The organism is Actinoplanes sp. NPDC051494 (genome assembly GCF_044454705.1).
In the GTDB taxonomy this organism is placed as follows: Bacteria; Actinomycetota; Actinomycetes; order Mycobacteriales; family Micromonosporaceae; genus Actinoplanes.
The window spans coordinates 663,363-686,745 of the sequence record NZ_JBITDZ010000001.1 but is presented as its reverse complement, the minus strand read 5'-3'; the positions used below and the strand labels follow the sequence as shown (position 1 = coordinate 686,745).

Here is a 23,383-nt window from a genome sequence, read left to right as displayed (position 1 = left end):
GACCCATCTTGACACACTTCGTCAAGTAGTCGCGAGGTAAGGTGGTGTCGTGGACGAATTGGCCCCGCGCCCCCTCACGGAGCCGCATCCCAGCCGGCTCGCGCCCGATCATCCGCGCCGCGCCGAGATCCTGGCCGCGCATGCCGCCGCACTCGACGCCGGTCAGGCGGGCTATCCCGATCCGGTGTCGGGGCTGTTCGTGCTGACCGCAGGCTTCCTCGCTCGCCGCGGCACCTGTTGCGGACGGGGCTGCCGTCACTGTCCGTACATCAATAATGTCTGAGCCGGACTTTCGTCAGCGGCCCGATCCCCAGTAAGTTGCTCCCGAAATATTCGGGAGGACAACCGGTGCGCACGCGTCTCTTCGCCCTCGGCGCCACAGTGGCGCTGCTCTCTCTCGCGGGCTGCTCGGACGAGCAGGCCGACACCGGGCCGGTTCTTCCCCCGGTGCAGGTCGTCCAGCTGCCGGCGGCCTCCGCGGGCGGTGCCTGCATCCTCTGGGACTACGAGTTCATCGAAGAGATGATCGGCGTCACGTTCGAGGTCGCCGCCGCCGGTCAGGTGGACGACACCTCGACCTGCGTGGTGCAGACCACCAAGGGTGACTGGCCGTATCTGTCGTTCTCCGTGGTGGAGAGCACCAAGGCCGACGCCGACCTGTTCGTCGACGAGCGGATGCCCGCCAAGGCGACCAAGCTCAAGGGCCTGGGCGAGGCGGGTTACCGCCAGGTCAGCAAGGCCAAGGGCGATCGTGGCCCGATCGTCGAGATCGCCTGGCTGAGCGAGGCGGCGCAGCTGCAGACCCTGCGGTACACGTTCGAGAAGTCGGCGAAGAGCGCGGACGTCAAGAAGATGGAGTCGAAGCTGCTCGACCTCGCCAAGGGCATGGACACCACGAACGGCTGACCGCCGCGAGCCGAAAGCCCGCGGCGGGGGACCGGACGCTCAGTGCGCGTCGACGAACACGCGCGAAGCGACCTCGCGCGGCAACCTGATCTTGTCGCCGGACCGGTCGATGGTGACGCCGTCCCGCTCCTGGGCGACGGTCACGGTCGCACCCGGGTCGATGCCGGCGGCGTGCAGCTGACGGAGCACGCCGGCGTTGGTCTGGACGCTCTCGCAGATGCGGCTCACCACGACGCTGCCGCTCAGCCCGGGGAACGCGAGGTTGCGCTCACCGAGACCGACCGGCGTGACGACGCTCTCCTGCGACGGCGGGCCGAGGACCTCGAGACCGGGGATCGGATTCCCGTACGGCGAGCGGGTCGGCCGGTTGAGCAGCTCGTAGACCTTGCGCTCCACGGCGTCGCTCATGACGTGCTCCCAGCGGCAGGCCTCCTCGTGGGCCTCCTCGTAGGGCATGCCGATGACGTTGACCAGCAGCAGCTCGGCGAGGCGGTGCTTGCGCATGACCGCGACCGCGGCGACGCGCCCCTCCTCGGTCAGCACCAGGTGCCGGTCGTTCTCCACGGTGAGCAGCCCGTCGCGCTCCATCCGGGCGACCGTCTGGCTGACCGTCGGACCGCTCTGGTGCAGGCGCTCGGCGATCCGGGCCCGCAGCGGCGGCACGCCTTCTTCTTCGAGCTCGAGGATCGTGCGCAGGTACATCTCGGTGGTATCGACGAGATCATTCACGGTGTGGCCCTCCCAGCAGCGATATTACCTCGCAGCCGGGGGTTGACATCGCGCCGACGAGGTGGGTCACCAGACCTTACCGGAACGGGGGGACATCCACGGGCTCGGACGGTACGGGTGGACCCGGACAATGGCGGCATCTGCGAGTTGTCCCAGGCGCGGGCATCGATCGTGGGATCGTGTCGGACCCCCGTGGCAGAGTGGCTGCCATGGCGGACGGGACGACGGCAATCGTGTGGGACGAGGCGCTCCTCGAGTACGACATGGGTGATCATCCGCTCAACCCGGTGCGGGTCGAGCTGACCATCGCCCTGGCCCGTGAGCTCGGCGTGCTCGACCGGCCCGGGGTGCGCATGGTGACGCCCACGCCGGCCGACGACGCCGCGCTCACCCGGATCCACCGGCCCGACTATCTCGACGCGGTCCGGCAGGCCCCCGGTGACCCGTTCTTCCGGGGCTGGGGGCTCAACACCGTCGACAACCCGGTCTTCGACAACATGCACGAGGCCTCGGCGTGGATCTGCGGCGCTTCCATCGCGGCCGCCGAGGCGGTCTGGTCGGGCGCGGCGACGCGCGCGGTCAACGTGGCCGGTGGGCTGCATCACGCGATGCCCGCCCGCGCGTCCGGCTTCTGCGTCTACAACGATCCGGCCGTGGCCATCGCCCGCCTGCTCGACCAGGGTGCCGAGCGCATCGCGTACGTCGACATCGACGTGCACCACGGCGACGGGGTGCAGACGGCGTTCTACGACGATCCGCGGGTCCTGACCGTCAGCCTGCACGAGACGCCCCTGGCGCTCTTCCCCGGCACCGGTTACCCCGACGAGACCGGCGGCCCGGGGGCGGAGGGCACCGCGGTCAACCTCGCCCTGCCGCCGACCACCGGTGACGCCGGCTGGCTGCGGGCGTTCCACGCGGTCGTCCCCTCGGTGGTACGCGCGTTCCGGCCGCAGGTCCTGTTCACCCAGTGCGGCGCCGACTCGCACCGGCTCGACCCGCTCGCCGACCTGAGACTGTCCGTCGACGGTCAGCGGGCCGCCTACATCGCGTTGCGCGCGCTGGCCGACGAGGTGTGCGGCGGCCGCTGGGTCGCCACCGGCGGCGGGGGGTACGCGCTGGTCGAGGTCGTGCCCCGGGCCTGGACGCACCTGCTGGCGGTGGCGACCGGCGACCCCCTCGACCCGGCCACCCCGACGCCGCCCACCTGGCGCAAGCTGGCCGCCGACCGCCGGCCGGACGCGGAGGTCCCGGTCTCGCTGACCGACGGCACGCCGCCGCCGGTCGAGCGCTGGGCGCCGGGCACCACGCCGGACCCGGTGGACAAGGCGATCATGGCGACCCGGCTGGCGGTCCTCCCGCTGCACGGGCTCGACCCGCACGACGGCCGGGACTGACGACCATGGACCGGGAAGCGGACGTTCTCCTCTCCGACGGCAGCGCCGTGCATCTGCGCCGGATCCGGCCCGACGACGCGGCCGGCATCGTCGATTTCCACTCGCGGATGAGCGACCGTACCCGCTATCTGCGCTATTTCTCGCCCTATCCCCGCATCCCGGAACGCGACCTCGAACGCTTCGTCAACGTCGACCACCGCGACCGGGAGGCGTTCGTCATCGTCTCCGGGCGGCGGATCCGCGCCGTCGGGCGCTACGAACGGCTCGGCCCCGGATCGCCGGAGGCCGAGGTGGCGTTCGTGGTCGAGGACGCCCACCAGGGCCGCGGCATCGGCCCGGTGCTGCTCGAACACCTCGCCGACGCCGCCCGCGAGCAGGGCATCCAGCAGTTCGTGGCGGAGGTGCTCCCGCAGAACAGCGGGATGCTGCGGGTCTTCAGCGACATCGGCTACCAGGTGCAGCGCAAATACGCCGACGGCGTGGTGCACCTCAGCTTCCCGATCGCCCCGACCGAGAAGTCCCGCGAGGTGCAGGAGACCCGCGAGCAGCGCACCGAGGCCAGGTCGATCGCGCGCATGCTGCATCCACGAGGCATTGCCGTGTACGGCGCGAGCGCCAGCGGCCAGGGCATCGGTGCCGCGCTGCTGGCTCATCTGCGCGACGGCGGATACCCCGGCACGATCGTCCCCGTGCACCGCAGCGCCGAGCGGGTGGCGGGGCTCGTCGCCTTCCGCCGGGCGGCCGACGCCGGTGCCGCGGTTGATGTCGCGCTCATCGCCGTACCCCCCGAAGGGGTTGCCTCCGCGGTGGCCGACGCCGACGAAGCCGGTGCGAGCAGCCTGGTCGTCGTCTCGGCCGGCTTCGCGGAAGCCGGCGCGCAAGGCGTGCTCGCCCAGCGGGAGCTGATCGACGCGGCCCACGCGGCGGGCATGCGGGTGGTGGGCCCCAACTGTCTGGGAGTGGCCAACACCGACCCTTCGGTACGCCTGAACGCCACGCTCGCGCCACGGCTGCCCGCCGCCGGCCGGGTGGGGTTCTTCAGCCAGTCCGGCGCGCTCGGGGTGGCGCTGCTGGCCCAGGCCGAGCGGCGGGGCCTGGGGCTGTCCAGCTTCGTGTCGGCCGGCAACCGCGCGGACGTCTCCGGCAACGACCTCCTGCAGTACTGGCAGGACGATCCCGGCACCGACGCCGTCCTGCTCTACTTGGAGACGTTCGGCAACCCCCGCAAGTTCGCCCGGCTCGCCCGGCGGATGAGCCGGGTCAAACCGGTCGTCGCGGTCGCCTCCGCCACCCGTCCGCCCGGGCTCGCCGGCGACCTCCCCGGGCCCGACACCAGGGCGGTCACCGCGCTCTTCGCCCGCTCCGGCGTCATCCGGGTCGACACGGTCGCGGAGCTCTTCGACGTCGGTGTCCTGCTCGCCCACCAGCCACTGCCCGCCGGCCGCCGGGTCGCGGTGGTCGGCAACTCCTCGGCGCTGTCCGGCCTGGCGGTGGCCGCCTGCCGTGCCAACGGCCTCACCGTCGCGGAGGGATACCCGCACGACATCAGCCCTCAGGCCGGCGCCCACGACCTGGCGGACGCGCTGGCCGACGCCGCGGTCGACGACCGGGTGGACGCCCTCGTGGTGGTGTTCGCGCCCCCGCTGCCGGGCCAGCTCCCCGACGAGGACGCCGACTTCGCGGTGGCGCTGAGCAGTGTCGCGCTGGCCGGTGAGAAACCGACCGTCGCGATGTTCCTGCTCGGCGACCTGCCGTCCACGGTGCCGTCCTACCCGTCGGTCGAGGAGGCGGTCCGGGCCCTCGGCCGGGTCGCCACCTACGCCGAATGGTTGCGCCGGCCCCCCGGTGTGATGCCGGAGCTGTCGGGCGTGGACCCGGACGCCGCCGCCGACAGCCCACCGGCCGACCTGCTCGCCGCGTACGGCATCCGGGTCGAACCCTCGACCTCGGCCACCTCGGTCGAGGAAGCCGTGGCCGCCGCCGACACGCTGGGTTACCCGGTCGCGCTGAAAGCCGCCGGGGGAGCGCTGCGGCACCGCATCGACCTCGGCGCGGTCCGGCTGGCCCTCGGCGGCGAGGACGCGGTCCGGGCCGCCTACCGCGACCTGGCGGCGTCGTTCGGCCCGCACGTCCTGGTCCAGTCCATGGTCGCCCCCGGCGTCGCCTGCACCGTCGACGTGGTCGAGGACCCGGCCTTCGGCCCGGTCGTCGGCTTCGGCCTGGGCGGCGTGGCCAGCGAACTCCTCGGCGACCGGGCCTGGCGGGCAGCCCCGCTCACCGACCGGGCGGCCGCGGCCCTGGTCGACGAACCCCGCGCGGCGCCCCTGCTGCACGGCTACCGAGGCTCCGAACCGGTCGACCGCGAAGCCCTGATCGACCTCCTCCTGCGGGTGGGCCGCCTGGCCGACGAACACCCCCGGATCCGGGCCCTGTCGCTGAACCCGGTCCTTGCCCGCCCCGACGGCTACGCGATCCTGCACGCCTCGGTGGAGACCGGCACCCCCGGCGCCCGCCTCGACTCCGGCCCCCGCCGCCTGCGCAGCGCCTGATGCCCCGCGCCGATCGGTGGCGGAGGAGGCCACCCGAGCATGGTCGGCGGGTGAGTACGAGCAGATGTGGCGCAACATTTGCTCGCTACTGTGGCAATCATGATCAGCGCGGCGCCGGACTGTGATCGATGACCTGGCAGACGGGCCTCACCGGCTTTCTCGCCGGGCTGCTGATCTCCGTGGTCACCTCACCCGCCGGGGTATCCGGCGCCGTGTTCCTGCTCCCGGTCCAGCTCAGCATCCTGCATGTCCCCAGCCCAGCCGTCACGCCCACCAACCTGTTGTTCAACGTCGTAGCCGCCCCCGGCGCTCTGGCGCGCTACCGCCGCAACGGCCAGCTCAACGGGCCACTCACCCGGCTCCTGATCGCCGGCACCGTCCCCGGGGTCATCCTCGGCGCGATCATCCGGGTCTTCGCTGTCCCCGGCCCGCAGGTGTTCCGCCTCGTGGCGGCCGCAGTGCTGTTCCCGCTCGGCCTCTGGCTCACCGGTCGAGCCCTGCGCCCAGCAACGCCTGACCGGCCGTCGCTGTCGCGGCGCACCACTGTCGGCCTCAGCCTCGTCACCGGCGCCGTCGGCGGCATCTACGGCATCGGCGGCGGTTCCCTTCTCGGCCCGATCCTCGCCGGGCGCGGCACACCGATGAGCCGGATCGCCCCCGCCGCCCTCGCCGCCACGTTCGTGACGTCTCTGGCCGGAGCCGGGACCTACGGCGTCCTGGCGCTCACCACCGGCGGCGACATAGCCCCGCACTGGACCCTCGGCCTGCTCTGCGGAGCCGGCGGACTCATCGGCGGCTACCTCGGAGCCCGGCTCCAACCCCATCTGCCGGAACGGGCGCTGCGACTACTCCTCGGAGCTCTCGCCACCGCCCTCGCCGCGCTCTACCTGATCCAAGGTCTTCAGCCCCAAGCTCGTTGAGGGGCGACACGGCGAAGGCCGGCCCGGGAAAGGGGCCGGCCTTCGTGGTCGGGAACGTCAGCTGGCGTACGCCTCCAGGCGGGAGGTCCGCTGCGGGTCGCGCAGCTTGGACATCGTCACCTTCTCGATCTGGCGGATGCGCTCGCGGCTCAGGCCGAACTCGCGGCCGACCTCGTCGAGGGTGCGCTGGCGGCCGTCGTCCAGGCCGAAGCGGAGGCGGATGACCGCGGACTCGCGCTCGGACAGCGTCGCGAGCACGATCTCGACCTCGTTGCGCAGCTCGCCCCGGCCGGCGCTGGCACCCGGGTCGACGTCGGGGCCGACCGCCGCGACGAAGTCACCGAGGGCGCTCTCGCCGTCCTCGCCGACCGCCTGGTCGAGGCTGACCGGCTCGCGGTCGTAGGAGATGAGCTCGATGATCTGGAACTCGGGCACGCCCATCGCGACGGCGATCTCGGCCACGTTCGGCTCGCGGCCGAGGCTGGTGGCGAGGTCACGGCGGGCCCGGACCATGCGGTTGACCTGCTCGACCATGTGCACCGGGATGCGGATGGTGCGGGCCTGGTCGGCCATGGCGCGGGTGATGGCCTGGCGGATCCACCAGGTGGCGTACGTGGAGAACTTGTAGCCCTTGGTGTAGTCGAACTTCTCCACTGCGCGGATCAGACCGAGGTTGCCTTCCTGGATGAGGTCCAGGAACGCCATGCCACGACCCGTGTAGCGCTTCGCGATGCTGACCACCAGGCGCAGGTTGGCCTCGAGCAGGTGGTTCTTCGCGGCCCGGCCCTCGGCCATGATGATGTGGAGCAGGGGAGCGAGGTCGTCGCCGGCCCCGGGGAGCTTCTCCTCGGCGTAGAGGCCCGCCTCGATCCGCTTGGAGAGCTGCACCTCCTCGACCGCGGTCAGGAGCTTGGTCCGGCCGATGCCGTTGAGGTACGCGCGGACCAGGTCCGCGGAGACGCCGCGCTCGTCGGTGGCGTCCAGGTCGGCCTGGGGCTCGACACCGTCAGCCATGATGTTCTCGACGGCCGTAACCGTCGTGGACTCTTTCGCCTTCATCTCCAGGACCACCTTTCAGTCCCCTCCCCCGCGTTCACCAAGTCGTGCGTTCCCCCAGCGGTATTCCGCGCCGGTGATCAAAGTTTGGACCGGGGGACGTTAAGCGGAGGTGAGGCAGCCGTCCACGTGGCATGAATCAGGGAGAACCCTGAGGCCTGGGCGCCCGAATCCGAGGGACATTTCCGACTCATTGCTATTCCGTTTACCTTGTTCGAGCCCGGTAATCTGCGAATGAGACAGGTGACGAGGAGGTCCGGTGGTCTTCAAGCGGTTGATGCAGGCAATGGGTGTGGGCGGTCCGTCGGTCGAGACCGTGCTCGCGAACCCGAACTGCCGTCCGGGGGGATACCTGGAGGGGCAGGTGCACGTCATCGGCGGCGAGCACCCCGTCGATGTCGAATATGTCGCGGTCGGGCTGCTGACCCGGGTCGAGGTCGAGAGCGGCGACGGCGAGTACAACACCGACCAGGAATTCCACCGGCAGCGATTGACCGGTTCCTTCAAGCTCGACGCGGGGGCCCGCTACGACGTCCCCTTCCGCTTCGACGTGCCGTGGGAAACCCCGATCACCGAGGTGTACGGGCAGCATCTGCACGGCATGACGATGGGGCTGCGTACCGAACTCGAAGTGGCCCGCGCGGTCGACAAGGGTGACCTGGACGCGGTGAACGTGCATCCGCTGCCGGCCCAGGAGCGCATCCTCGACGCCTTCCTGCGGCTGGGTTTCCGGTTCAGCCGGGCCGACGTGGAGCGCGGCCGGGTGTATGGCGTGCAGCAGCAGCTGCCGTTCTACCAGGAGATCGAGTTCCACCCGCCGTCGCAGTACGCGAGCGGCATCAGTCAGCTCGAGGTGACGTTCCTCCCGACGCCGCACCAGCTCCAGGTGGTGCTGGAAATCGACAAGCGCGGCGGGCTGTTCACCGAGGGCCACGACGCGTTCGGCCGTTTCGACGTCGACTACACCACCGTCGACCAGGTCGACTGGACCGCACAGCTCAACAACTGGCTGCAGCAGTCCGCTCAGCGCCGCGGCTTCTTCTAGAGGCTTCTAGAGGTCCAGCAGGACGGTTCGCGGGCCCTCGTTCACGCTCTCGACGAGCATGTGGGTCCGGAACCGGCCGGTCTCGACCGTCGCGCCCCGTTCGCGCAACGCCGTCACGAACGCGGTGACGAGCGGTTCGGCCCGCTCGGCGGGGGCGGCGGCGGACCAGGTCGGGCGCCGGCCCTTGCGCGCGTCGCCGTACAGCGTGAATTGACTGACCACCAGCAGCGGCGCACCCGCGTCGGCAGCGGAGAGCTCCCCGTCCAGGATGCGCATGTCGTGGACCTTGCGGGCCAGCGTCTGCGCGATCGCCTCGGTGTCGGTGTGCGTGACGCCGACGAACACCAGCAGCCCGGCGTCGATCCTGCCGACCACGTCCTCGCCGACTGTGACGCTCGCCCGGCTGACGGTCTGCACCAGTGCTCTCACCGGCGTACCAGCTCCGCCGCGATCACTAGGTTGCCGATCTCGCCGGGAGTCAGGGTGTCCACCTGGCGGCGGCGCAGAGCCACCGCCCCGTCGAGCATCCGGCGGGGGTCACCGGGCGCGGCGGCCAGGAAGGCGGGCGCCACCGCGGCGGCCAGCGCGGCCACCGGGTGATGCCAGAGCGACACCTCGGCGAGGATCAGGGCGGTGAGCGCGGTGTCGAGGTCCGGGTCACCGGGCCGCACGTTGCACCAGTCGATCACCACCGGCCCGCGCGCGGTCAGCAGCACGTTGTCCGGGTGCAGATCCAGGTGCAGGATGCTGCTCCCGGCCGGGGTGCCGGGCCACGGCGGCAGCTCGTGCAGCCGCCGGTGCAGGTCGGCCAGCAGCTCCGCGACCTCGGTGGGGGAGAGGCCGGCGGCGGCCAGGGTCGGCCCGTCGAGGCGTTCCATGATCAGGTCGGGCCCGGCGGCGTCGAAGACCTCGGGCACCGGGTAGCCGAGGCCGGCGAGGTAACGCATCGCGTCCGCCTCGCCGCGCACGTCGGCCTCGCGCCGGTAGCGGCGCAGCACCCGGCGCTCGTCGAGCGCATAGACGTCGGCCTCCCGGCCGGAGGCCAGCAGCGGACCGGTCATCGGCCCAAGATACGTCAGTCGTTCGGTTCCATGGAGCCGGTGCCCGCGTCGCCGGTGGTGGTCGGCGCGATGCCCTTGCCGTGGCGCGCGTGCGGACGGAAGCTGTTCGGCCCGGCGGTGCCACCGGTCGTGGTCATGATGCCGCCCTGCGCCGGGGGCGGTCCGCCGTTGACGAGCTGCTCCGGGTCGGTGCCGGCCGCGTACGTGCTCGACAGGCCGGCCTCCTCGTCACCCTTCTCGGGGCGGGGGACGGTGGGCTCGTCCAGCACGCCGTCGCCGTAGTCACCGTTGCTGAAGTCCTTGATGTCGCTCATGGCCGGACTGGATGCCCGTCGAGCACGGTGGCAAACCCTTCGAGCTCGGCGGCCGGGCGCGGGGGTGCGTACAGATAGCCCTGGCCGGTGTCGCAACCCAGCTCGCGCAGTTCCTTGGCCTGGGCCGGGGTCTCGATGCCCTCGGCGATCGTGGTGAGGTGCAGCGCCTGGCTGAGCCGCAGCACCGCCTCGGTGACCGCGGCGCCCTCCGGGGTGCCGTTCAGCTCGTTCACGAAACTACGGTCGATCTTGAGGATGTCCACCGGCATCCGGGTCAGGTAGTGCAGCGAGGAATACCCGGTGCCGAAATCGTCGATGGCGATGCGGATGCCGTACGACCGCAGCTCGCGCAGCGCCGGGATGCCGGCCGTCTCGTCGACGATGACCGACTCGGTCACCTCGAGCACCAGTTTCGACGGGTCCAGGCCGGTGCGCCGCAGCACGGCGAGGACGTCGTGCACGATCGTCGGTTCCTGCAGCTGCCGCGGCGACATGTTGACGCTCACGTAGCGCACGTCCCACTCCCGCGCTTGCCGGCAGGCCTGGTCGAGCACCCACAACCCGATCGCGTTGATGGAGCCGTTGCGCTCGGCCAGCGCGATGAAGCGGTCCGGCGGCACGTTGCCGTGCCTGGGGTGCCGCCAGCGCAGCAGCGTCTCGGCGGCGACCGGCCGGCCGTTGTCGAGGTCGACGATGGGCTGGTACACGACGTGCAGTTCGCCCCGCTCCAGCGCCACCGACACGTCGTCACCCAGTGCGGCGTCCGCGGACCGGCGGTCGATCATCGATGGGTCGTGCACCGCCAGATTGTGCGAGCCGGTGCGCTTCGCGTGGTACATCGCCACGTCGGCGCGGCGCTGCAACTCCTTGGCGGTGTCGCCGGGCCGGACGGCGGTCACGCCGATGCTGGCCCGGATCGGCAGGGTGTCCTCGCCGATCCGCACCGGGTTGCCCGCGGCCGCGGTGAGGATGCGCTGCGCCACGGTGAGGGCGTGCGACTCGTCCGGTACGTCGGCGAGCAGCACCACGAACTCGTCGCCACCGATGCGGGCCACCACGTCCTCGGTGCGCACCGAGTCGAGCAGGAGCCGGCTGAACTCGGTGAGGACCAGGTCACCGGCGTCGTGCCCGTACACATCGTTGATCGGTTTGAAGCCGTTGAGGTCGATCAGGAGCAGGCCGATCCGCTTGTCGCCGCGCAGCTCGGTGCCGAGGCGGACGTCCAGCGCGGTGCGGTTGGCCAGGCCGGTGAGCGGATCGTGCAGGGCGAGACGTTCCAGCTCGTCCTCGCGCTCCCGCAGCTGCCGCTCGACCTCCTGCCGGCGCCGGATGTCCCCGCGCAGCGCGGCGGTGGCGTGCTCGACCTGCGTCAGTGCCCGGTTGCGCGCGGTGACCAGGACCGTGACCAGTGCCGTGACCAGCAGGGTGACCAGGGCGCCACCGCCGGCCGCGATGGTGTCCATCCGCCGTTCCGAGGCGCTGAGCAGCCCCACGGTGGGCCGGATCGTGAGGCGCCACTCGCGGTTGCTGACGAACACGGTGCGCTGCCGGACCAGGCTGGACGTGGTGTCCGGGACGCCGACCTTGACGATCGACAGGTCGGTGCCGGACACGTGCTCGAACAGGTCGACGCTCACCGCCTGCTCGGTCTGCTCGGCGATGCTCTCGTGCAGGAAGTCGGTCAGGTGCACACCCATGACGACCCAGCCGCGCAGGTCGCCCTTGCGGCCGTCGAGACCCTTGCCGTAGACCGGCAGCGTGATCGCGAACGACATCTGCTGCTGAGCCTGCGGCAGACTGCGGTCCTTGAGCAGGATGTACGCCTTGCTGACCGTCATCGTCCCGGTCTGCCGGGCGCTCGTGAGAGCCTCCATCGGCTCCGCGGCGTTGGTCATGTCGGTGCCGTCCCGGCCTGGCACGCCGTCGAAGGCCCGGCTGAAGACGACGAAGCTGTGCTCGTCGACCCCCGCGGCAGGATCCAGCACCAGACCGTCGGCGCCCCGGGCCCGCCAGTAGCGCTGCACGGCGGGCACCTCGGCGGTGGTGGCCGGCACCATGAACGCCACATAGCTGGCGCCCGGCAGTCGTACCCCGCTGAGCCCCGCGGTGATCGTGGTGAAGGCGTTGCGGTCCATGTCGTTCTGCGCGTTGATCCCGCCGGCGAGGTCCGCCAGCGCGTCGCTGTAATGCTGCACCTCGTCGAGGACCGCCCGGCACACCAGCGTGGTGTAGTCGTCCATCGCCCGATCGGCGTTGTGGCTCTCCGACCGGTGCACCATGATCGTGGCGAGCGCGGTCCCACCGGCCCCGGAGAGCAGCACGAGCAGCACGAGGGCCAACCCGAACCATCGCCGCCGCCGAACCGAGGCCTCCGTCACAACCAGCACGATCGGTATCCACCCCGGCGACCTGACGATTTCCGGCCGTACTCACCGCACCCGCGCACCTCAGGCATTGCAAAATGAGGCATGACGTTTTCGCTGCCGATCGCACCCGAGGCGAACGAGCTCCTCGACCGGGACCCGCTGGCCCTGCTGATCGGCATGGTGCTCGACCAGCAGATCCCCCTGGAGAAGGCGTTCAGTTCGCCGTACGTGCTGGCGCAGCGGCTCGGGCACGCGCCGACCGCCGAGGAGCTGGCCGGGTTCGATCCGGAGGCGCTGGTGGCGATCTTCGCTCAGCCGCCGGCTCTGCACCGGTTCCCGAAGGCGATGGCCGCCCGGGTGCAGGAGGTGTGCCGGGTGCTGGTCGGCAGCTACGAGGGCGAGGCCGTACGTCTGTGGCAGGACGCCGCCGACGGCAAGGAACTGGTCAAGCGGATCGCCGCGTTGCCCGGATTCGGGAAGCAGAAGTCGCAGATCTTCGCCGCGCTGCTCGGTAAGCGGTACGGCGTCCAGCCGGCCGGGTGGCGCTCGGCCGCCGGGGCGTACGGGGAGGAAGGTTCGCACCGGTCGGTCGCCGACATCGTCGACGCCGAGTCGCTGGGCAAGGTGCGGGCGTTCAAGAAGGAGATGAAGGCGGCGGCGAGGAGTGCGCCAGCACGGTGAGCGCCTCGTCGGCCGGCAGCGGCTTCGCGAACAGGTAGCCCTGGCCGATGCCGCAGCCGAGCAGTTGCAGCTCGGCGGCCTGCGCCGTGGTCTCGATGCCCTCGGCCACCGTGGTCAGGTGCAGGGCGTGACTGAGGCGCAGGATGGCCTCGGTGATGCCGGCGCCCTCGGGGGTGCCGTTGAGCTCCGCCACGAAGCTGCGGTCGATCTTGAGGATGTCGACCGGGAGCCGGGTCAGGTAGTGCAGCGAGGAGTACCCGGTGCCGAAATCGTCGATGGCGATGCGGATGCCGTGACTGCGGAACGCGGCCAGCATCGCGATCGCCTCCACGTCGTCGACCAGGGCCGATTCGGTGATCTCCAGGACCAGCCGGGCCGGGGCGAGGCCGGTGCGGCCGAGCACCGTCAGGACGTCCCGGACCAGGGTCGGCTCGCGCAGCTGCCGCGGTGACAGGTTGACGCTGGCGTACAGCTCGTCGCCCCACGCGACCACCTGGCGGCAGGCCTCCTCGAGGACGGCGAGGCCGATGGCACCGATCACGCCGGTGCGTTCGGCGATCGGGATGAACCGGGTGGGGGAGACCATGCCGAGGTACGGGTGTTCCCAGCGGACCAGCGCCTCCACCCCGAGCGGCCGGCCGTCGGCGAGGTCCACCAGCGGCTGGTAGAGCACCGTCAGCTCGCCCTGCTCGACGGCGTGCGCCAGATCCTCACCGAGCTGGGCGTCGGCGGCCCGCTGATCGGACATCGACGGGTCGTGCACCCGTACGCCGTGGGTGCCGAGGTGTTTGGCCTCGTACATCGCGATGTCGGCGCGGCGCATCAGCTCCTTCGGGGAGTCCTGCTCGCGGGCGGTGGTGACGCCGATGCTCGCGCGGATCGCGACGAGGTCGTCGCCCAGCCGCACCGGTGTGCCGCCCGCGGCGGCCAGGATGCGCTGGGCGGTCGTGGTGGCCAGCTCGGCGTCCGGCACGTCGGTGAGCAGCACCACGAACTCGTCCCCGCCGATCCGCGCGGCCACGTCGCTGTCGCGGACCGTGCCGCCGAGGATCTCCGCGAACCGGGTCAGCACGATGTCGCCGGCCGCGTGCCCGTACGCGTCGTTGACCAGCTTGAAGTCGTCGAGGTCGATGAGCAGCAGCGCGATGTCGGTCCGGGCCCCGGCCACCGCGGCCAGCCGGGCGTCGAGGCCGGCCCGGTTGGCGAGCCCGGTGAGCGGGTCCTCCAGGGCCATCCGCTGCAGCTCCTGCTCCCGCTGCCGCAGCCGGTCCTCGATCTCCTGCCGGCGTTCGATGTCCTCGCGCAGCGCGGCGGTGGCGGCGTCGACCTTGCTCATCGCCCGGTTCCGGGCGAAGGCGAGCAGGCCGACCAGCGCCATGGCCAGCACCGTGATCAGGACGGCGACCACGAACGTGGATCCCACGATGCCCCGGTCGGTCTCCTGCAGCAGCTTGCCGGTCGGGCGTACCCGTAACTGCCAGGTGTGCAGCCCGGCCCCGATGGTGGTCCGGCGGTCCAGCCGGGCCGGCGCCCCCCGATCGGCGTCGCCGACCTCGGCGACGACGCGCCCGGAGGAGCTGGACGGGTCCGACAGGGTGGCCGCGACCGCGCCGTGGGCCTGGGTGAGCAGCGTCTGTTCGAGCAGGTCCCGGCCGTGCACACCCATGGTGAGCCAGCCGCGGAACGTGCCGCCCTGGAAGTACACCGGGACGGCCAGGACGAACGACTGCTGCTGCTCGGTGATGGGCAGATCGCGGTCGGCGATCAGGACGAACGACCGGCTCACCGCGAGTCCGCCCAGGGTGCGGGCGTCGTTCAGGGCCTCCGCCGGTTCGGGCAGCGAGGTCAGGTCCCGGCCGGGGTCGATCGCCCGGCCGCCGAACGAACGGCTGAAGATCACGAACTTGTGCTCGATCCCGGTGCCCACCGGCACCAGGTCGAGACCGGTGGCACCCTTGCCCCGCCAGTAGTCCTGCAGCGAACCCACGCCGTCGTCCGGCACGGAGACCACGAACGCCAGCGAGGACGCACCGGGCAGCCGCCGGTTGCTCACCCGGGTGGTGATCCACGAGAAGTCGCCCGAGGTCAGATCGCTCTGCGCGCCCAGCGCGGTCGCCACGTCGGCGAGCGTGTCGCCGTACCGCTGGATCTCGGTGGTGATGGCCCGGCTCAGATCGGTCGTGTAACGGTCCATGAGCTGGGCCGCGTAGCGCTGCTCGGCCTGCCGGGCGTTGCGGGTGGCGAACGTCGTGGTGATGCCGCCGATCAGCGCGACGGCGAGGACGAGTGCGATGCCCGCCCAGCGCCGCCGTTTGAGGATCACGGTCATCGACGGCACATCCTGATGATCGGTCACGGGACGGTCCGCTGAAGCTTAAGGGGCGCTGCGTCGATATTGGTCAGCATGCCGAGTGCGGTGCAAGGATGAGGATTGTGAAGAAGCAGCCGGAGCGGCCAGTCCTGATCACGAACGCCGCCCGCAGCCAGGAAGATCAGCTCCGTAGCCGCCAGATCCGCTACGTCACCATGATGGGCATCCGATCGCTCTGCCTGATCCTCGGCGCGATCCTGATCAGCGTCCAGCCCCCGCTGTTACCGCTCTGGTTGATCCTCTGCGTCGCCGGCATGGTCATCCTGCCCTGGCTCGCGGTCATGATCGCCAACGACCGCCCGCCGAAGAGCCGGGCCAACCCCGCCGCCCCGCAGCCCCAGCAGCACACCCCGACCGTGCTGGAGCAGCGCAGCGACGAGGAGATCAAGCACCGGACCATCGACGTCGAGCCCTGAAGGTCTAAGGACGGGCACCGATCCGCTGTACGGCCGCCGCGCCGAGTGCGGCACCGGCTTCGAGCGCGGCTCCCGGCCCGGCGCCGCCCAACCACGCGGTGAGCAGGCCCGCGGCGAACGCGTCACCCGCACCGGTCGGATCGAGCGACGGTACGCGGACCGCGGCCGACGTGTGTGCCGTCCCGTCCCGGGAGCCCCAGACCGACCCGTGCGCGCCGCGTTTGACGACCACGGTGCCGGCGAACGCGCTCAGCCGGCGTGACTGGTCGCCCGGATCGCCCGGCCCGGCCAGGACGTCCGCTTCGTCGGCGTTGCAGAACAGCAGGTCGATGCCGCGTACCAGATCGAGGAACTCGCCCACCTCCCGCAAGGGGGCCGCCGAGGCCGCGTCGACGCTGGTCGTCAGACCCCGCTCCCGGGCCGCCTCGAGTGCGGCCAGCCCACCCGGCCGTGACCCCGCGTGCAGCAGGGCATAACCGGAAAGATGCAGGTGTACGGCGTCCGGGGCGGCCTGCACCGCGGCCCGCACGTCCTGCGGGTCGAGCAGCAGCGCCGCACCCCGATCGGTGATCATCGTGCGTTCGTCGGCGTTCGTCAGCACCACGATGCTGCCGGTCGCCGCCCCCGCGTGGTGCCGCACGGCACACCGCACGCCCTGCTCGGTGAGCTCCGCCACCCGCTCGCGGCCGGCGGGATCGTCCCCCACCGCCGCGATCAGCGTCACCTCCGAACCGGCGTGGGCCAGCCAGGCGGCGGTGTTCGCCGCCTGGCCACCCCCGCCGATCCGGACCGTCGCCTCGGTGTCCGACCCGGCCGCCAGCGGGCTGGACCGGACCACGAGAACGTCGGTGACCAGGTCACCGACGACGATGACAGCCATCTCAGCCGGGCAGGCTGAAGCCGAGCGCGGCGTGCGCCGGGGTGGCCGCCGCCGCGATCCGCGCCGCGAGCGCCGCGTTGCGCAGGATGATCCGGACGTTGACCTCCAGGCTCTTGCCGTCCGTGCTGCTGTGGAAGTGCGACAGCAGGAACGGCGTGACCGCCTTGCCGGTCACCCCGTGCCTGGCCAGCAACGACAGGCCCTCGGCCAGGGTGTGGTCGTGCAGCGCCGGGTCGAGCTGCTCGTCGGTGGGCAGCGGGTTGCCCAGCACCAGCGCACCCGCGCCGGCACCGTGGTCGGCCCGGGCCGCCATGACCGCGGCGATCTGCTCGGGGGAGTCGAGCTGCCAGTCGACGTCGAAGCCGCCGTCGGTGATGAAGAACCCGGGGAAGCGGTGGGTGCCGTAGCCCGCGACGGCCACGCCCAGCGTCTCCAGCCGCTCCAGGGTCGCGCCGACGTCGAGGATCGACTTCACCCCGGCACAGACCACGACGATGGGGGTACGGGCGAGGGCGGTCAGGTCCGCGGACTCGTCGAACGTGGCATTCGCCTCCCGGTGCACCCCGCCCAGCCCACCGGTCGCGAACACCCCGATCCCGGCGGCCGCGGCGACGGCACTGGTCGCGGCGACCGTGGTGGCCCCGTCGGCGCCGGTGGCGGCCGCGATGGCCAGGTCGCGCACGGAGAGCTTCGCCACACCCTCAGCGGACGCCAGGTGCTCGATCTGGTGGTCCTCCAGGCCGACGACGAGCTCGCCGCCGATCATGCCGATCGTGGCGGGCACGGCGCCGTTGTCGCGGACGGTCTGCTCGATCTCCCGGGCGACCCGCAGGTTGTCCGGGTGGGGCAGGCCGTGCGAGATGATGGTGCTCTCCAGCGCCACCACCGGACGACCGTCTCGGCGGGCCCGTGCCACGTGCTCGCCGTAACGGATGCTGAAGCGGCCCAACTGCCGCGTGGAATCGGTCACGATCGCAACGGTACGGCCCTTCATCGGCCCGTTGTCGTTGGACCGACCCGGCGTGAGGTGTCAGACTTGCTGGTTGGAGGTTCTGCCGCTCAGCCGGGGGGCACGCGGCGGCACTCCAGAGACTTCTTCACTTACGAGAGGCAGATGCCGTGACCACGCAGATCCTCGAGCGCCCGGAGACCCAGGACGCCGACACCGGGCCTGAGATGTTCCACTACGTGCGCAAGGAGAAGATCGCGGAGAGCGCGGTCATGGGCACCTACGTGGTGGCCCTGTGCGGGGACAAGTTCCCGGTGACCAAGACGCCGAAGCCCGGCTCGCCGGTGTGTCCGGCGTGCAAGGAAATCTACGAGGCCATGCAGCACTGATCAGGAGAAACGTTCTGTGACGGGAAGCTACAGTCTGCTCGTCGCGGACCTGATCGGCGTCGCGGTCTTCGCGGCGTCCGGCGCCGGGGCGGCGGTCGCCAAGCGGCTCGACCTGTTCGGCGTCGCGTTCGTCGGCTTCGTCGCGGCGCTCGGCGGCGGCATCATGCGCGATCTCGTGATCGGCGCGGTGCCGCCGCTGGCGTTTGCCGACTGGCGCTACGCGATCACGGCCGTGGCGGCCTCGCTCGCCGTGTTCTGGCTGCACCCGCAGCTCAACCGGCTCCGCCGCACGGTCCTGACGCTCGACGCCGCCGGTCTGGGCCTGTTCACGGTCACCGGCACGCTCAAAGCCCTCGCGGCCGGCGTCCCCCCGGTGGGGGCCTGTCTCGTGGGAATGCTCACGGCGATCGGTGGTGGCCTGGCCCGCGACCTGCTCACCGCGGAGATCCCCGCGGTCCTGCGGCGTGACATCTACGCGATCGTGGCACTCGGCGGCGCGGTCGCGGTTACGGTGCTGAGCTGGTTCAACGTCGCCGACGTGGTCACCCTGGCCGCCGCGGCGGCGGGCATCACCGGGGTACGCCTCGTGGCGCTGCACCGCCGCTGGTCGGCTCCGGTAGCCGTGCCGTAGCCCCGGGTGACGGCCGCTCGCGGCTATGATCGGGGTTGCCTCTGCGGCTCGTTCGCAGGGGCTTTCTTGTTGTTCACTGAGGGGATCGTCGCAGCTTGAGCCCGTCGTTGCCGAACCTGGAAACCTTCCCGTCGCTGCGAGACTGGCAGCGCAAGGCCCTGGTCAAATACCTGCGCAAACGGTCCCCCGATTTCATGGCGGTGGCCACCCCCGGCGCGGGCAAGACGACCTTCGCCCTGCGCATCGCCGCCGAGCTGCTCAACGACGGCACCGTCGAAGCCGTCACCGTGGTCTGCCCCACCGAGCACCTGAAGACCCAGTGGGCGTCCGCGGCCGCCCGGGTCGGTATCCAGCTCGACCCCGCGTTCAAGAACGCCGACGTGCACAGCTCCCGCGACTTCCACGGCGCCGTCATCACGTACGCCCAGGTCGGCATGGCCCCGGCGGTCCACCGCCGGCGCACCATGACCCGCCCCACCATGGTCATCCTCGACGAGATCCACCACGCCGGCGACTCCCGCACCTGGGGCGACGGCGTCAAGCAGGCCTTCGACGAGGCCGAACGCCGCCTGATGCTGACCGGCACCCCGTTCCGCTCCGACGACAACCCCATCCCGTTCGTCGAGTACGAACGCGGCCAGGACGGCCTGCAGCGCTCCCGCTCCGACTCGGTCTACGGCTACAGCGACGCCCTGCACGACCGGGTCGTCCGCCCGGTGATTTTCCTCGCCTACTCCGGCGAGACCCGCTGGCGCACCAGCGCCGGCGACGAACTCGCGGCCCGCCTCGGTGAACCCATGACCAAGGACCTCGTCGCCCAGGCCTGGCGCACGGCCCTCGACCACCGCGGCGACTGGATGCCCCAGGTCCTGCGAGCCGCCGACGCCCGCCTCTCCCGCCTGCGCTCCCACGGCATGGTCGACGCCGGCGGCCTGGTCATCGCCAGCGACCAGCAGACCGCCCGCGCCTACGCCAAACTCCTCGACACCATCACCGGCGAAAAAGCCGTGATCGTCCTCTCCGACGACCAGGGCGCCTCGGCCCGCATCGCCGAATTCGCCCTCTCCGAGCAGCGCTGGATGGTCGCGGTCCGGATGGTGTCCGAAGGCGTGGACATCCCCCGGCTCGCGGTCGGCGTCTATGCCACGAGCGCCTCGACCCCCCTGTACTTCGCCCAGGCGATCGGCCGCTTCGTGCGAGCCCGCGTCCCCGGCGAGACGGCCACGGTCTTCGTACCCAGCGTCCCGCACCTGCTGGGTCTGGCCAGTGAGATGGAAGCCCAGCGCGACCACATCCTCGGCGCCCCCAAGGACCCCGACGGCCTGGACGACGAGCTCCTGGAACGGGCCCAGAAGGCGGAGAACGCCGAGGGAGAGCTCGAGAAGCACTTCGAGGCCCTCTCCGCGACGGCCGAACTCGACCAGGTCATCTACGACGGAGCATCCTTCGGTACGGGAGCCCGCACCGGCTCCCCCGAGGAGGAGGAATACCTAGGATTGCCCGGTCTGCTCAGCCCGGACCAGGTGGCGGCGCTGCTCACCAAACGCCAGTCGGACCAGATCGCGGCCCAGAAACGAGCAACCCAGGCCACGGCGGCGGCAACCAAGGACACGGTCCCGACCCCCCGCGAGCCGGTCATCCTGAGCGCGGGCGAACGCCGGGTGGCCCTGCGCCGGCAACTCAACACCCTGGTCGCATCCCACCACCACCGAACCAACCTCCCGCACGGCAAAATCCACGCCGAACTCCGCCGCCTCTGTGGTGGGCCGCCCTCGGCCCAGGCCACCATCGAACAACTCGAAGAACGCATCGCCACCATCCAGACCATGTAGCCCCAGCTCGCGCGCCCTCACCCTGGAGAGGCTCAGCCTGGAGGGCGTCAGCCCGCGTGGCCCGTCCGTGAGGTCCTCAGCTCGCGCTGTGTTGGTCCAGCCTGCGCCCTGACTCAGCCTGCGGACGCTCAGCCCGTGCCGATCCGTCCGCGTCGGTCTCGTCGCGTTGGCCTCGTCCGTGCTGGCTTAGCCGTGGCCCTCCGTGCGTGCTGTTCCGTGCCAGCTCAGCCTCTCGCTCCATGCGCGCTGTTTCCCGCCCGTACCAGCTCAGTTCGTGGGCTCTGTCGACCTGCTGGCATACTCCGTGACGGATTCGCGATGATTGTGCTATTTCTACCTGTCGCTACACCGAGCATGGTCGCCGTGCGGGCTGAGCCCACGCTTTCCTCAGTCCGCCGAATGCCCCAGATTGCGCGCAGACCTGTTGCACGACTGCCGTCCGCACGTCAACACGCTGCCCGCACCGGTCCATATGCCGTGCCAGCTCACGCTGCTGGCCCGCCCACACCACTGTGCTGGCCTGCCCGCCGAGTTTCCTTCGGCTGGTACTGGTGGGCGCAACCCCGGCCGCCCAACGGCGGTCATGGTGGCGGCATCCACGCAAACAGAACCTACGGAACATTTACGCAGGTTCCGTTCAGGATCACCGGGTCGAGCAGCACGTTCAGCTCACCCGTACCATCCTCGACCGAGGTTTTTGCACCGGAATCGAGGGAAATTCAGGCACAGGAAAAGGGCGTCCCCACACCGGGACGCCCTTTGATGCCTGTTCGGGGGTTAGTTGGAGTTGGACATCATGTCCGCGCCTCGCCACGTGAATTCTGGCTCGGCCTTGTATTGCACCGCGATCTTCACGAGGTCTTCGGCGTACCTGTTGGCGTGGTGTCCGCAGAACACCAGCTCACTTCCACCAGCCAGGGTCAGACGGAGCTTCCCGGCTGCATTGCAGCGGTCGCACCGTTCATCGGCTGCTGTTCCGGCCACGCTTCCCGCCGGCGGCGTGAGAGTCGGGGTCATCGCCTTCCTCCTCTGGTCGTCACCGATGAACATGTTCCTCGGCTACCGTTCACCCATCGTGCAACACCCTTGGCCGTTGCAGCCTTCCCACGGTGCCCCAGGGGGACCCAAGTCACACGTGGTCCGGCTAGTCTGCCGTGCCCCAAGAGTGCCACGTCAACGATCACTTCTGCACAACGGTCTGGTCACCACTCAAGGATGTACGGCTAGTGACCAAAAGGGCACGCATAGTTGACGGCGGGGCTTGGTATCCAGTATTGATCAAGGTGTACGTGCCTAGGCCGTGCCGGGGGCCGGACACAGAACCGCGCGAAAGGGATGTGCGATCCCCTCCGCGCGGTGTGGTGCGTCAGTCCAGGTAGTCGCGCAGGACCTGGGAGCGCGACGGGTGCCGCAGCTTGGACATCGTCTTCGACTCGATCTGGCGGATCCGCTCGCGGGTCACGCCGTAGACCTGGCCGATCTCGTCCAGCGTGCGGGGCTGACCGTCGGTGAGGCCGAAGCGGAGCCGGACCACGCCGGCTTCGCGCTCGGAGAGCGTCTGCAGGACCTGCTGGAGCTGGTCCTGGAGCAGCGAGAACGAGACCGCGTCGACGGCCACGACCGCTTCGCTGTCCTCGATGAAGTCGCCGAGCTGGCTGTCGCCCTCGTCACCGATGGTCTGGTCGAGCGAGATGGGCTCCCGGGCGTACTGCTGGATCTCCAGCACCTTCTCCGGGGTGATGTCCATCTCCTTGGCGAGCTCCTCCGGGGTGGGCTCGCGGCCCAGGTCCTGGAGCAGCTCACGCTGGATGCGGCCGAGCTTGTTGATGACCTCGACCATGTGCACCGGGATGCGGATGGTGCGGGCCTGGTCGGCCATGGCGCGGGTGATGGCCTGGCGGATCCACCAGGTGGCGTACGTGGAGAACTTGTAGCCCTTGGTGTAGTCGAACTTCTCCACCGCGCGGATGAGGCCGAGGTTGCCTTCCTGGATGAGGTCCAGGAACGCCATGCCACGGCCGGTGTAGCGCTTGGCCAGTGACACCACGAGGCGCAGGTTGGCCTCGAGCAGGTGGTTCTTGGCGCGCTCGCCGTCGCGGGTGATCCACTTGAGGTCCCGCTCGAAGTTGCGCTCGAGCTTCTCCTCGCCCTCCTCGATGGCGCGCAGACGCTCGGCGGCGTAGAGGCCGGCCTCGATCCGCTTGGCGAGCTCGACCTCCTGCTCCGCGTTGAGGAGGGGGACCTTGCCGATCTGCTTGAGGTAGGCGCGGACCGAGTCGGCCGAGGCGGTGAGCTCGGCGTCGCGGCGTGCCTGCTTGAGCGCCTCCGACTCCTCGTCGTCCCACTCGAAGTCGCCGTCGGTGGCCGAGCTGGCGGCGTCGGTGGCGGCGGCCTGGACCATGGCGGCCGGCTCCTCCACCACGACGTCCTCGACCGTGGCAGCGAGTTCCTCGGGGGAGATCTCGCCGTCCTCGCCGGGCTTGCCGGCCTTCGCGGGGCCGGTCGCCTTCTTGGCCGGGCCGGCGGCCTTCTTGGCGGGTGCCTTCTTGGCGACGCCGTCGGCCGGGGGCCGCGGTGCGGCGGGGGCGGCCTTCTTCGCCGGGGCGCGGGTCGCCTTGGCGGTGGTGGCCTTGGAGGCCGGGGTGGCGGCACGGGCAGCGGACACCCGGCGGCGGGTGGTGCTGGCCGAACCGTCGACGACGACAGTCACGCCCGCGTCGACGAGCGCGCGCAGGATCTTCTTGGCCTGGGCCGGAGTCACCTCGGCGGCCTCGACCGTCTGCACGACCTGCGCCGACGTGACCTGCCCACCCGCACCCTGCGCGTGGGCGATCAGGGCCTCGGTGAGAGAGCGAACGTCGGCACCGGTCTGGTGGGCTTCTGTCACGAATGAC

At 70.9% G+C, this 23,383-nt stretch carries 22 protein-coding genes; 11 read left to right on the top strand and 11 right to left on the bottom strand.

Annotated elements, in window-relative coordinates; all coding sequences use genetic code 11:
* Positions 1-49 precede the first annotated feature (49 nt).
* Together ACIA6A_RS03150 and ACIA6A_RS03145 are read left to right on the top strand one after the other, a co-directional pair.
* Positions 50-283: a DUF5522 domain-containing protein gene (locus tag ACIA6A_RS03150; protein ID WP_396095730.1), complete on the top strand. Its 234-nt coding sequence runs from the start codon at positions 50-52 to the stop codon at positions 281-283.
* 65 nt (positions 284-348) lie between these two features.
* Positions 349-906, top strand: coding sequence for a hypothetical protein (locus ACIA6A_RS03145; protein WP_396095729.1), 558 nt, complete (start codon positions 349-351; stop codon positions 904-906).
* A 39-nt stretch (positions 907-945) separates the two neighbouring features.
* Here ACIA6A_RS03145 and ACIA6A_RS03140 read toward each other — a convergent pair whose 3' ends face one another.
* Positions 946-1,635, bottom strand: coding sequence for a metal-dependent transcriptional regulator (locus ACIA6A_RS03140; RefSeq protein WP_396095728.1), 690 nt, complete (start codon positions 1,633-1,635; stop codon positions 946-948).
* A 209-nt stretch (positions 1,636-1,844) separates the two neighbouring features.
* Between ACIA6A_RS03140 and ACIA6A_RS03135 the strand changes: the two genes are divergently transcribed.
* The 3 genes from ACIA6A_RS03135 to ACIA6A_RS03125 all read left to right on the top strand — a co-directional run bounded on the left by ACIA6A_RS03135 (position 1,845) and on the right by ACIA6A_RS03125 (position 6,498).
* The gene (locus ACIA6A_RS03135; RefSeq protein ID WP_396095727.1) at positions 1,845-3,029 is read left to right on the top strand and encodes an acetoin utilization protein AcuC; all 1,185 of its coding nucleotides are present in this window, start codon (positions 1,845-1,847) and stop codon (positions 3,027-3,029) included.
* Between the two features lie 5 nt (positions 3,030-3,034).
* Complete coding sequence (locus ACIA6A_RS03130) at positions 3,035-5,578, top strand: GNAT family N-acetyltransferase (RefSeq protein WP_396095726.1); 2,544 nt, start codon at positions 3,035-3,037, stop codon at positions 5,576-5,578.
* 128 nt (positions 5,579-5,706) lie between these two features.
* Positions 5,707-6,498, top strand: a complete 792-nt coding sequence (locus ACIA6A_RS03125; RefSeq protein ID WP_396095725.1) for a sulfite exporter TauE/SafE family protein — start codon at positions 5,707-5,709, stop codon at positions 6,496-6,498.
* 57 nt (positions 6,499-6,555) lie between these two features.
* Here ACIA6A_RS03125 and sigB read toward each other — a convergent pair whose 3' ends face one another.
* Complete coding sequence (gene sigB / locus ACIA6A_RS03120; RefSeq protein WP_396096435.1) at positions 6,556-7,512, bottom strand: RNA polymerase sigma factor SigB; 957 nt, start codon at positions 7,510-7,512, stop codon at positions 6,556-6,558.
* 301 nt (positions 7,513-7,813) lie between these two features.
* On the opposite strand from sigB, the gene ACIA6A_RS03115 reads away from it, so the two are divergent.
* Positions 7,814-8,599 (top strand): sporulation protein, encoded by a 786-nt coding sequence (locus tag ACIA6A_RS03115; RefSeq protein WP_396095724.1) that lies wholly within the window; start codon positions 7,814-7,816, stop codon positions 8,597-8,599.
* 6 nt (positions 8,600-8,605) lie between these two features.
* Here the strand turns inward: ACIA6A_RS03115 and dtd are convergent, their stop codons facing one another.
* Genes dtd through ACIA6A_RS03095 form a run of 4 tightly spaced genes read right to left on the bottom strand, consistent with a single transcriptional unit; the run spans position 8,606 to position 12,361 of the window.
* Positions 8,606-9,028, bottom strand: coding sequence for a D-aminoacyl-tRNA deacylase (dtd, locus tag ACIA6A_RS03110; protein ID WP_396095723.1), 423 nt, complete (start codon positions 9,026-9,028; stop codon positions 8,606-8,608).
* Entirely contained in the window at positions 9,025-9,660 is a 636-nt protein-coding gene (locus ACIA6A_RS03105) for a phosphotransferase (RefSeq protein ID WP_396095722.1), read from the bottom strand. The genes dtd and ACIA6A_RS03105 overlap by 4 nt, the downstream gene beginning before the upstream one ends.
* Before the next feature lie 14 nt (positions 9,661-9,674).
* Positions 9,675-9,974, bottom strand: coding sequence for a hypothetical protein (locus ACIA6A_RS03100; RefSeq protein ID WP_396095721.1), 300 nt, complete (start codon positions 9,972-9,974; stop codon positions 9,675-9,677).
* Positions 9,971-12,361, bottom strand: a complete 2,391-nt coding sequence (locus ACIA6A_RS03095; RefSeq protein WP_396095720.1) for a putative bifunctional diguanylate cyclase/phosphodiesterase — start codon at positions 12,359-12,361, stop codon at positions 9,971-9,973. The genes ACIA6A_RS03100 and ACIA6A_RS03095 overlap by 4 nt, the downstream gene beginning before the upstream one ends.
* Positions 12,362-12,442: 81 nt before the next feature.
* Here ACIA6A_RS03095 and ACIA6A_RS03090 point away from each other — a divergent pair, with 81 nt between their 5' ends.
* Entirely contained in the window at positions 12,443-13,021 is a 579-nt protein-coding gene (locus ACIA6A_RS03090) for an HhH-GPD-type base excision DNA repair protein (protein ID WP_396095719.1), read from the top strand.
* On the opposite strand, the gene ACIA6A_RS03085 is transcribed toward ACIA6A_RS03090, so the two are convergent.
* The gene (locus ACIA6A_RS03085) at positions 12,975-15,377 is read right to left on the bottom strand and encodes a putative bifunctional diguanylate cyclase/phosphodiesterase (RefSeq protein ID WP_396095718.1); all 2,403 of its coding nucleotides are present in this window, start codon (positions 15,375-15,377) and stop codon (positions 12,975-12,977) included. The two genes, ACIA6A_RS03090 and ACIA6A_RS03085, sit on opposite strands and share 47 nt — an antisense overlap.
* Before the next feature lie 74 nt (positions 15,378-15,451).
* On the opposite strand from ACIA6A_RS03085, the gene ACIA6A_RS03080 reads away from it, so the two are divergent.
* Positions 15,452-15,808, top strand: a complete 357-nt coding sequence (locus ACIA6A_RS03080) for a DUF3099 domain-containing protein (RefSeq protein WP_396096434.1) — start codon at positions 15,452-15,454, stop codon at positions 15,806-15,808.
* A 4-nt stretch (positions 15,809-15,812) separates the two neighbouring features.
* Here the strand turns inward: ACIA6A_RS03080 and ACIA6A_RS03075 are convergent, their stop codons facing one another.
* Positions 15,813-16,688 carry a carbohydrate kinase family protein gene (locus ACIA6A_RS03075; RefSeq protein WP_396095717.1) on the bottom strand — a complete coding sequence of 292 codons (876 nt, stop codon included), beginning with the start codon at positions 16,686-16,688 and terminating at the stop codon, positions 15,813-15,815.
* Position 16,689: 1 nt separating this feature from the next.
* On the bottom strand, positions 16,690-17,682 hold the full coding sequence (locus tag ACIA6A_RS03070) for a pseudouridine-5'-phosphate glycosidase (protein ID WP_396095716.1): 993 nt from the start codon (positions 17,680-17,682) through the stop codon (positions 16,690-16,692).
* Positions 17,683-17,807: 125 nt separating this feature from the next.
* Between ACIA6A_RS03070 and ACIA6A_RS03065 the strand changes: the two genes are divergently transcribed.
* The 3 genes from ACIA6A_RS03065 (at position 17,808) to ACIA6A_RS03055 (ending at position 20,489) form a co-directional block, all read left to right on the top strand.
* The gene (locus ACIA6A_RS03065; protein ID WP_396095715.1) at positions 17,808-18,026 is read left to right on the top strand and encodes a DUF3039 domain-containing protein; all 219 of its coding nucleotides are present in this window, start codon (positions 17,808-17,810) and stop codon (positions 18,024-18,026) included.
* Positions 18,027-18,042: 16 nt separating this feature from the next.
* A complete protein-coding gene (locus tag ACIA6A_RS03060) occupies positions 18,043-18,657 on the top strand; it encodes a trimeric intracellular cation channel family protein (protein WP_396095714.1) in 615 nt (204 codons plus the stop codon).
* Positions 18,658-18,752: 95 nt separating this feature from the next.
* A complete protein-coding gene (locus ACIA6A_RS03055; protein ID WP_396095713.1) occupies positions 18,753-20,489 on the top strand; it encodes a DEAD/DEAH box helicase in 1,737 nt (578 codons plus the stop codon).
* 777 nt (positions 20,490-21,266) lie between these two features.
* Here ACIA6A_RS03055 and ACIA6A_RS03050 read toward each other — a convergent pair.
* Positions 21,267-21,506: a hypothetical protein gene (locus tag ACIA6A_RS03050; RefSeq protein ID WP_396095712.1), complete on the bottom strand. Its 240-nt coding sequence runs from the start codon at positions 21,504-21,506 to the stop codon at positions 21,267-21,269.
* Between the two features lie 349 nt (positions 21,507-21,855).
* Complete coding sequence (locus ACIA6A_RS03045) at positions 21,856-23,376, bottom strand: RNA polymerase sigma factor (protein ID WP_396095711.1); 1,521 nt, start codon at positions 23,374-23,376, stop codon at positions 21,856-21,858.
* Positions 23,377-23,383: the final 7 nt, after the last annotated feature.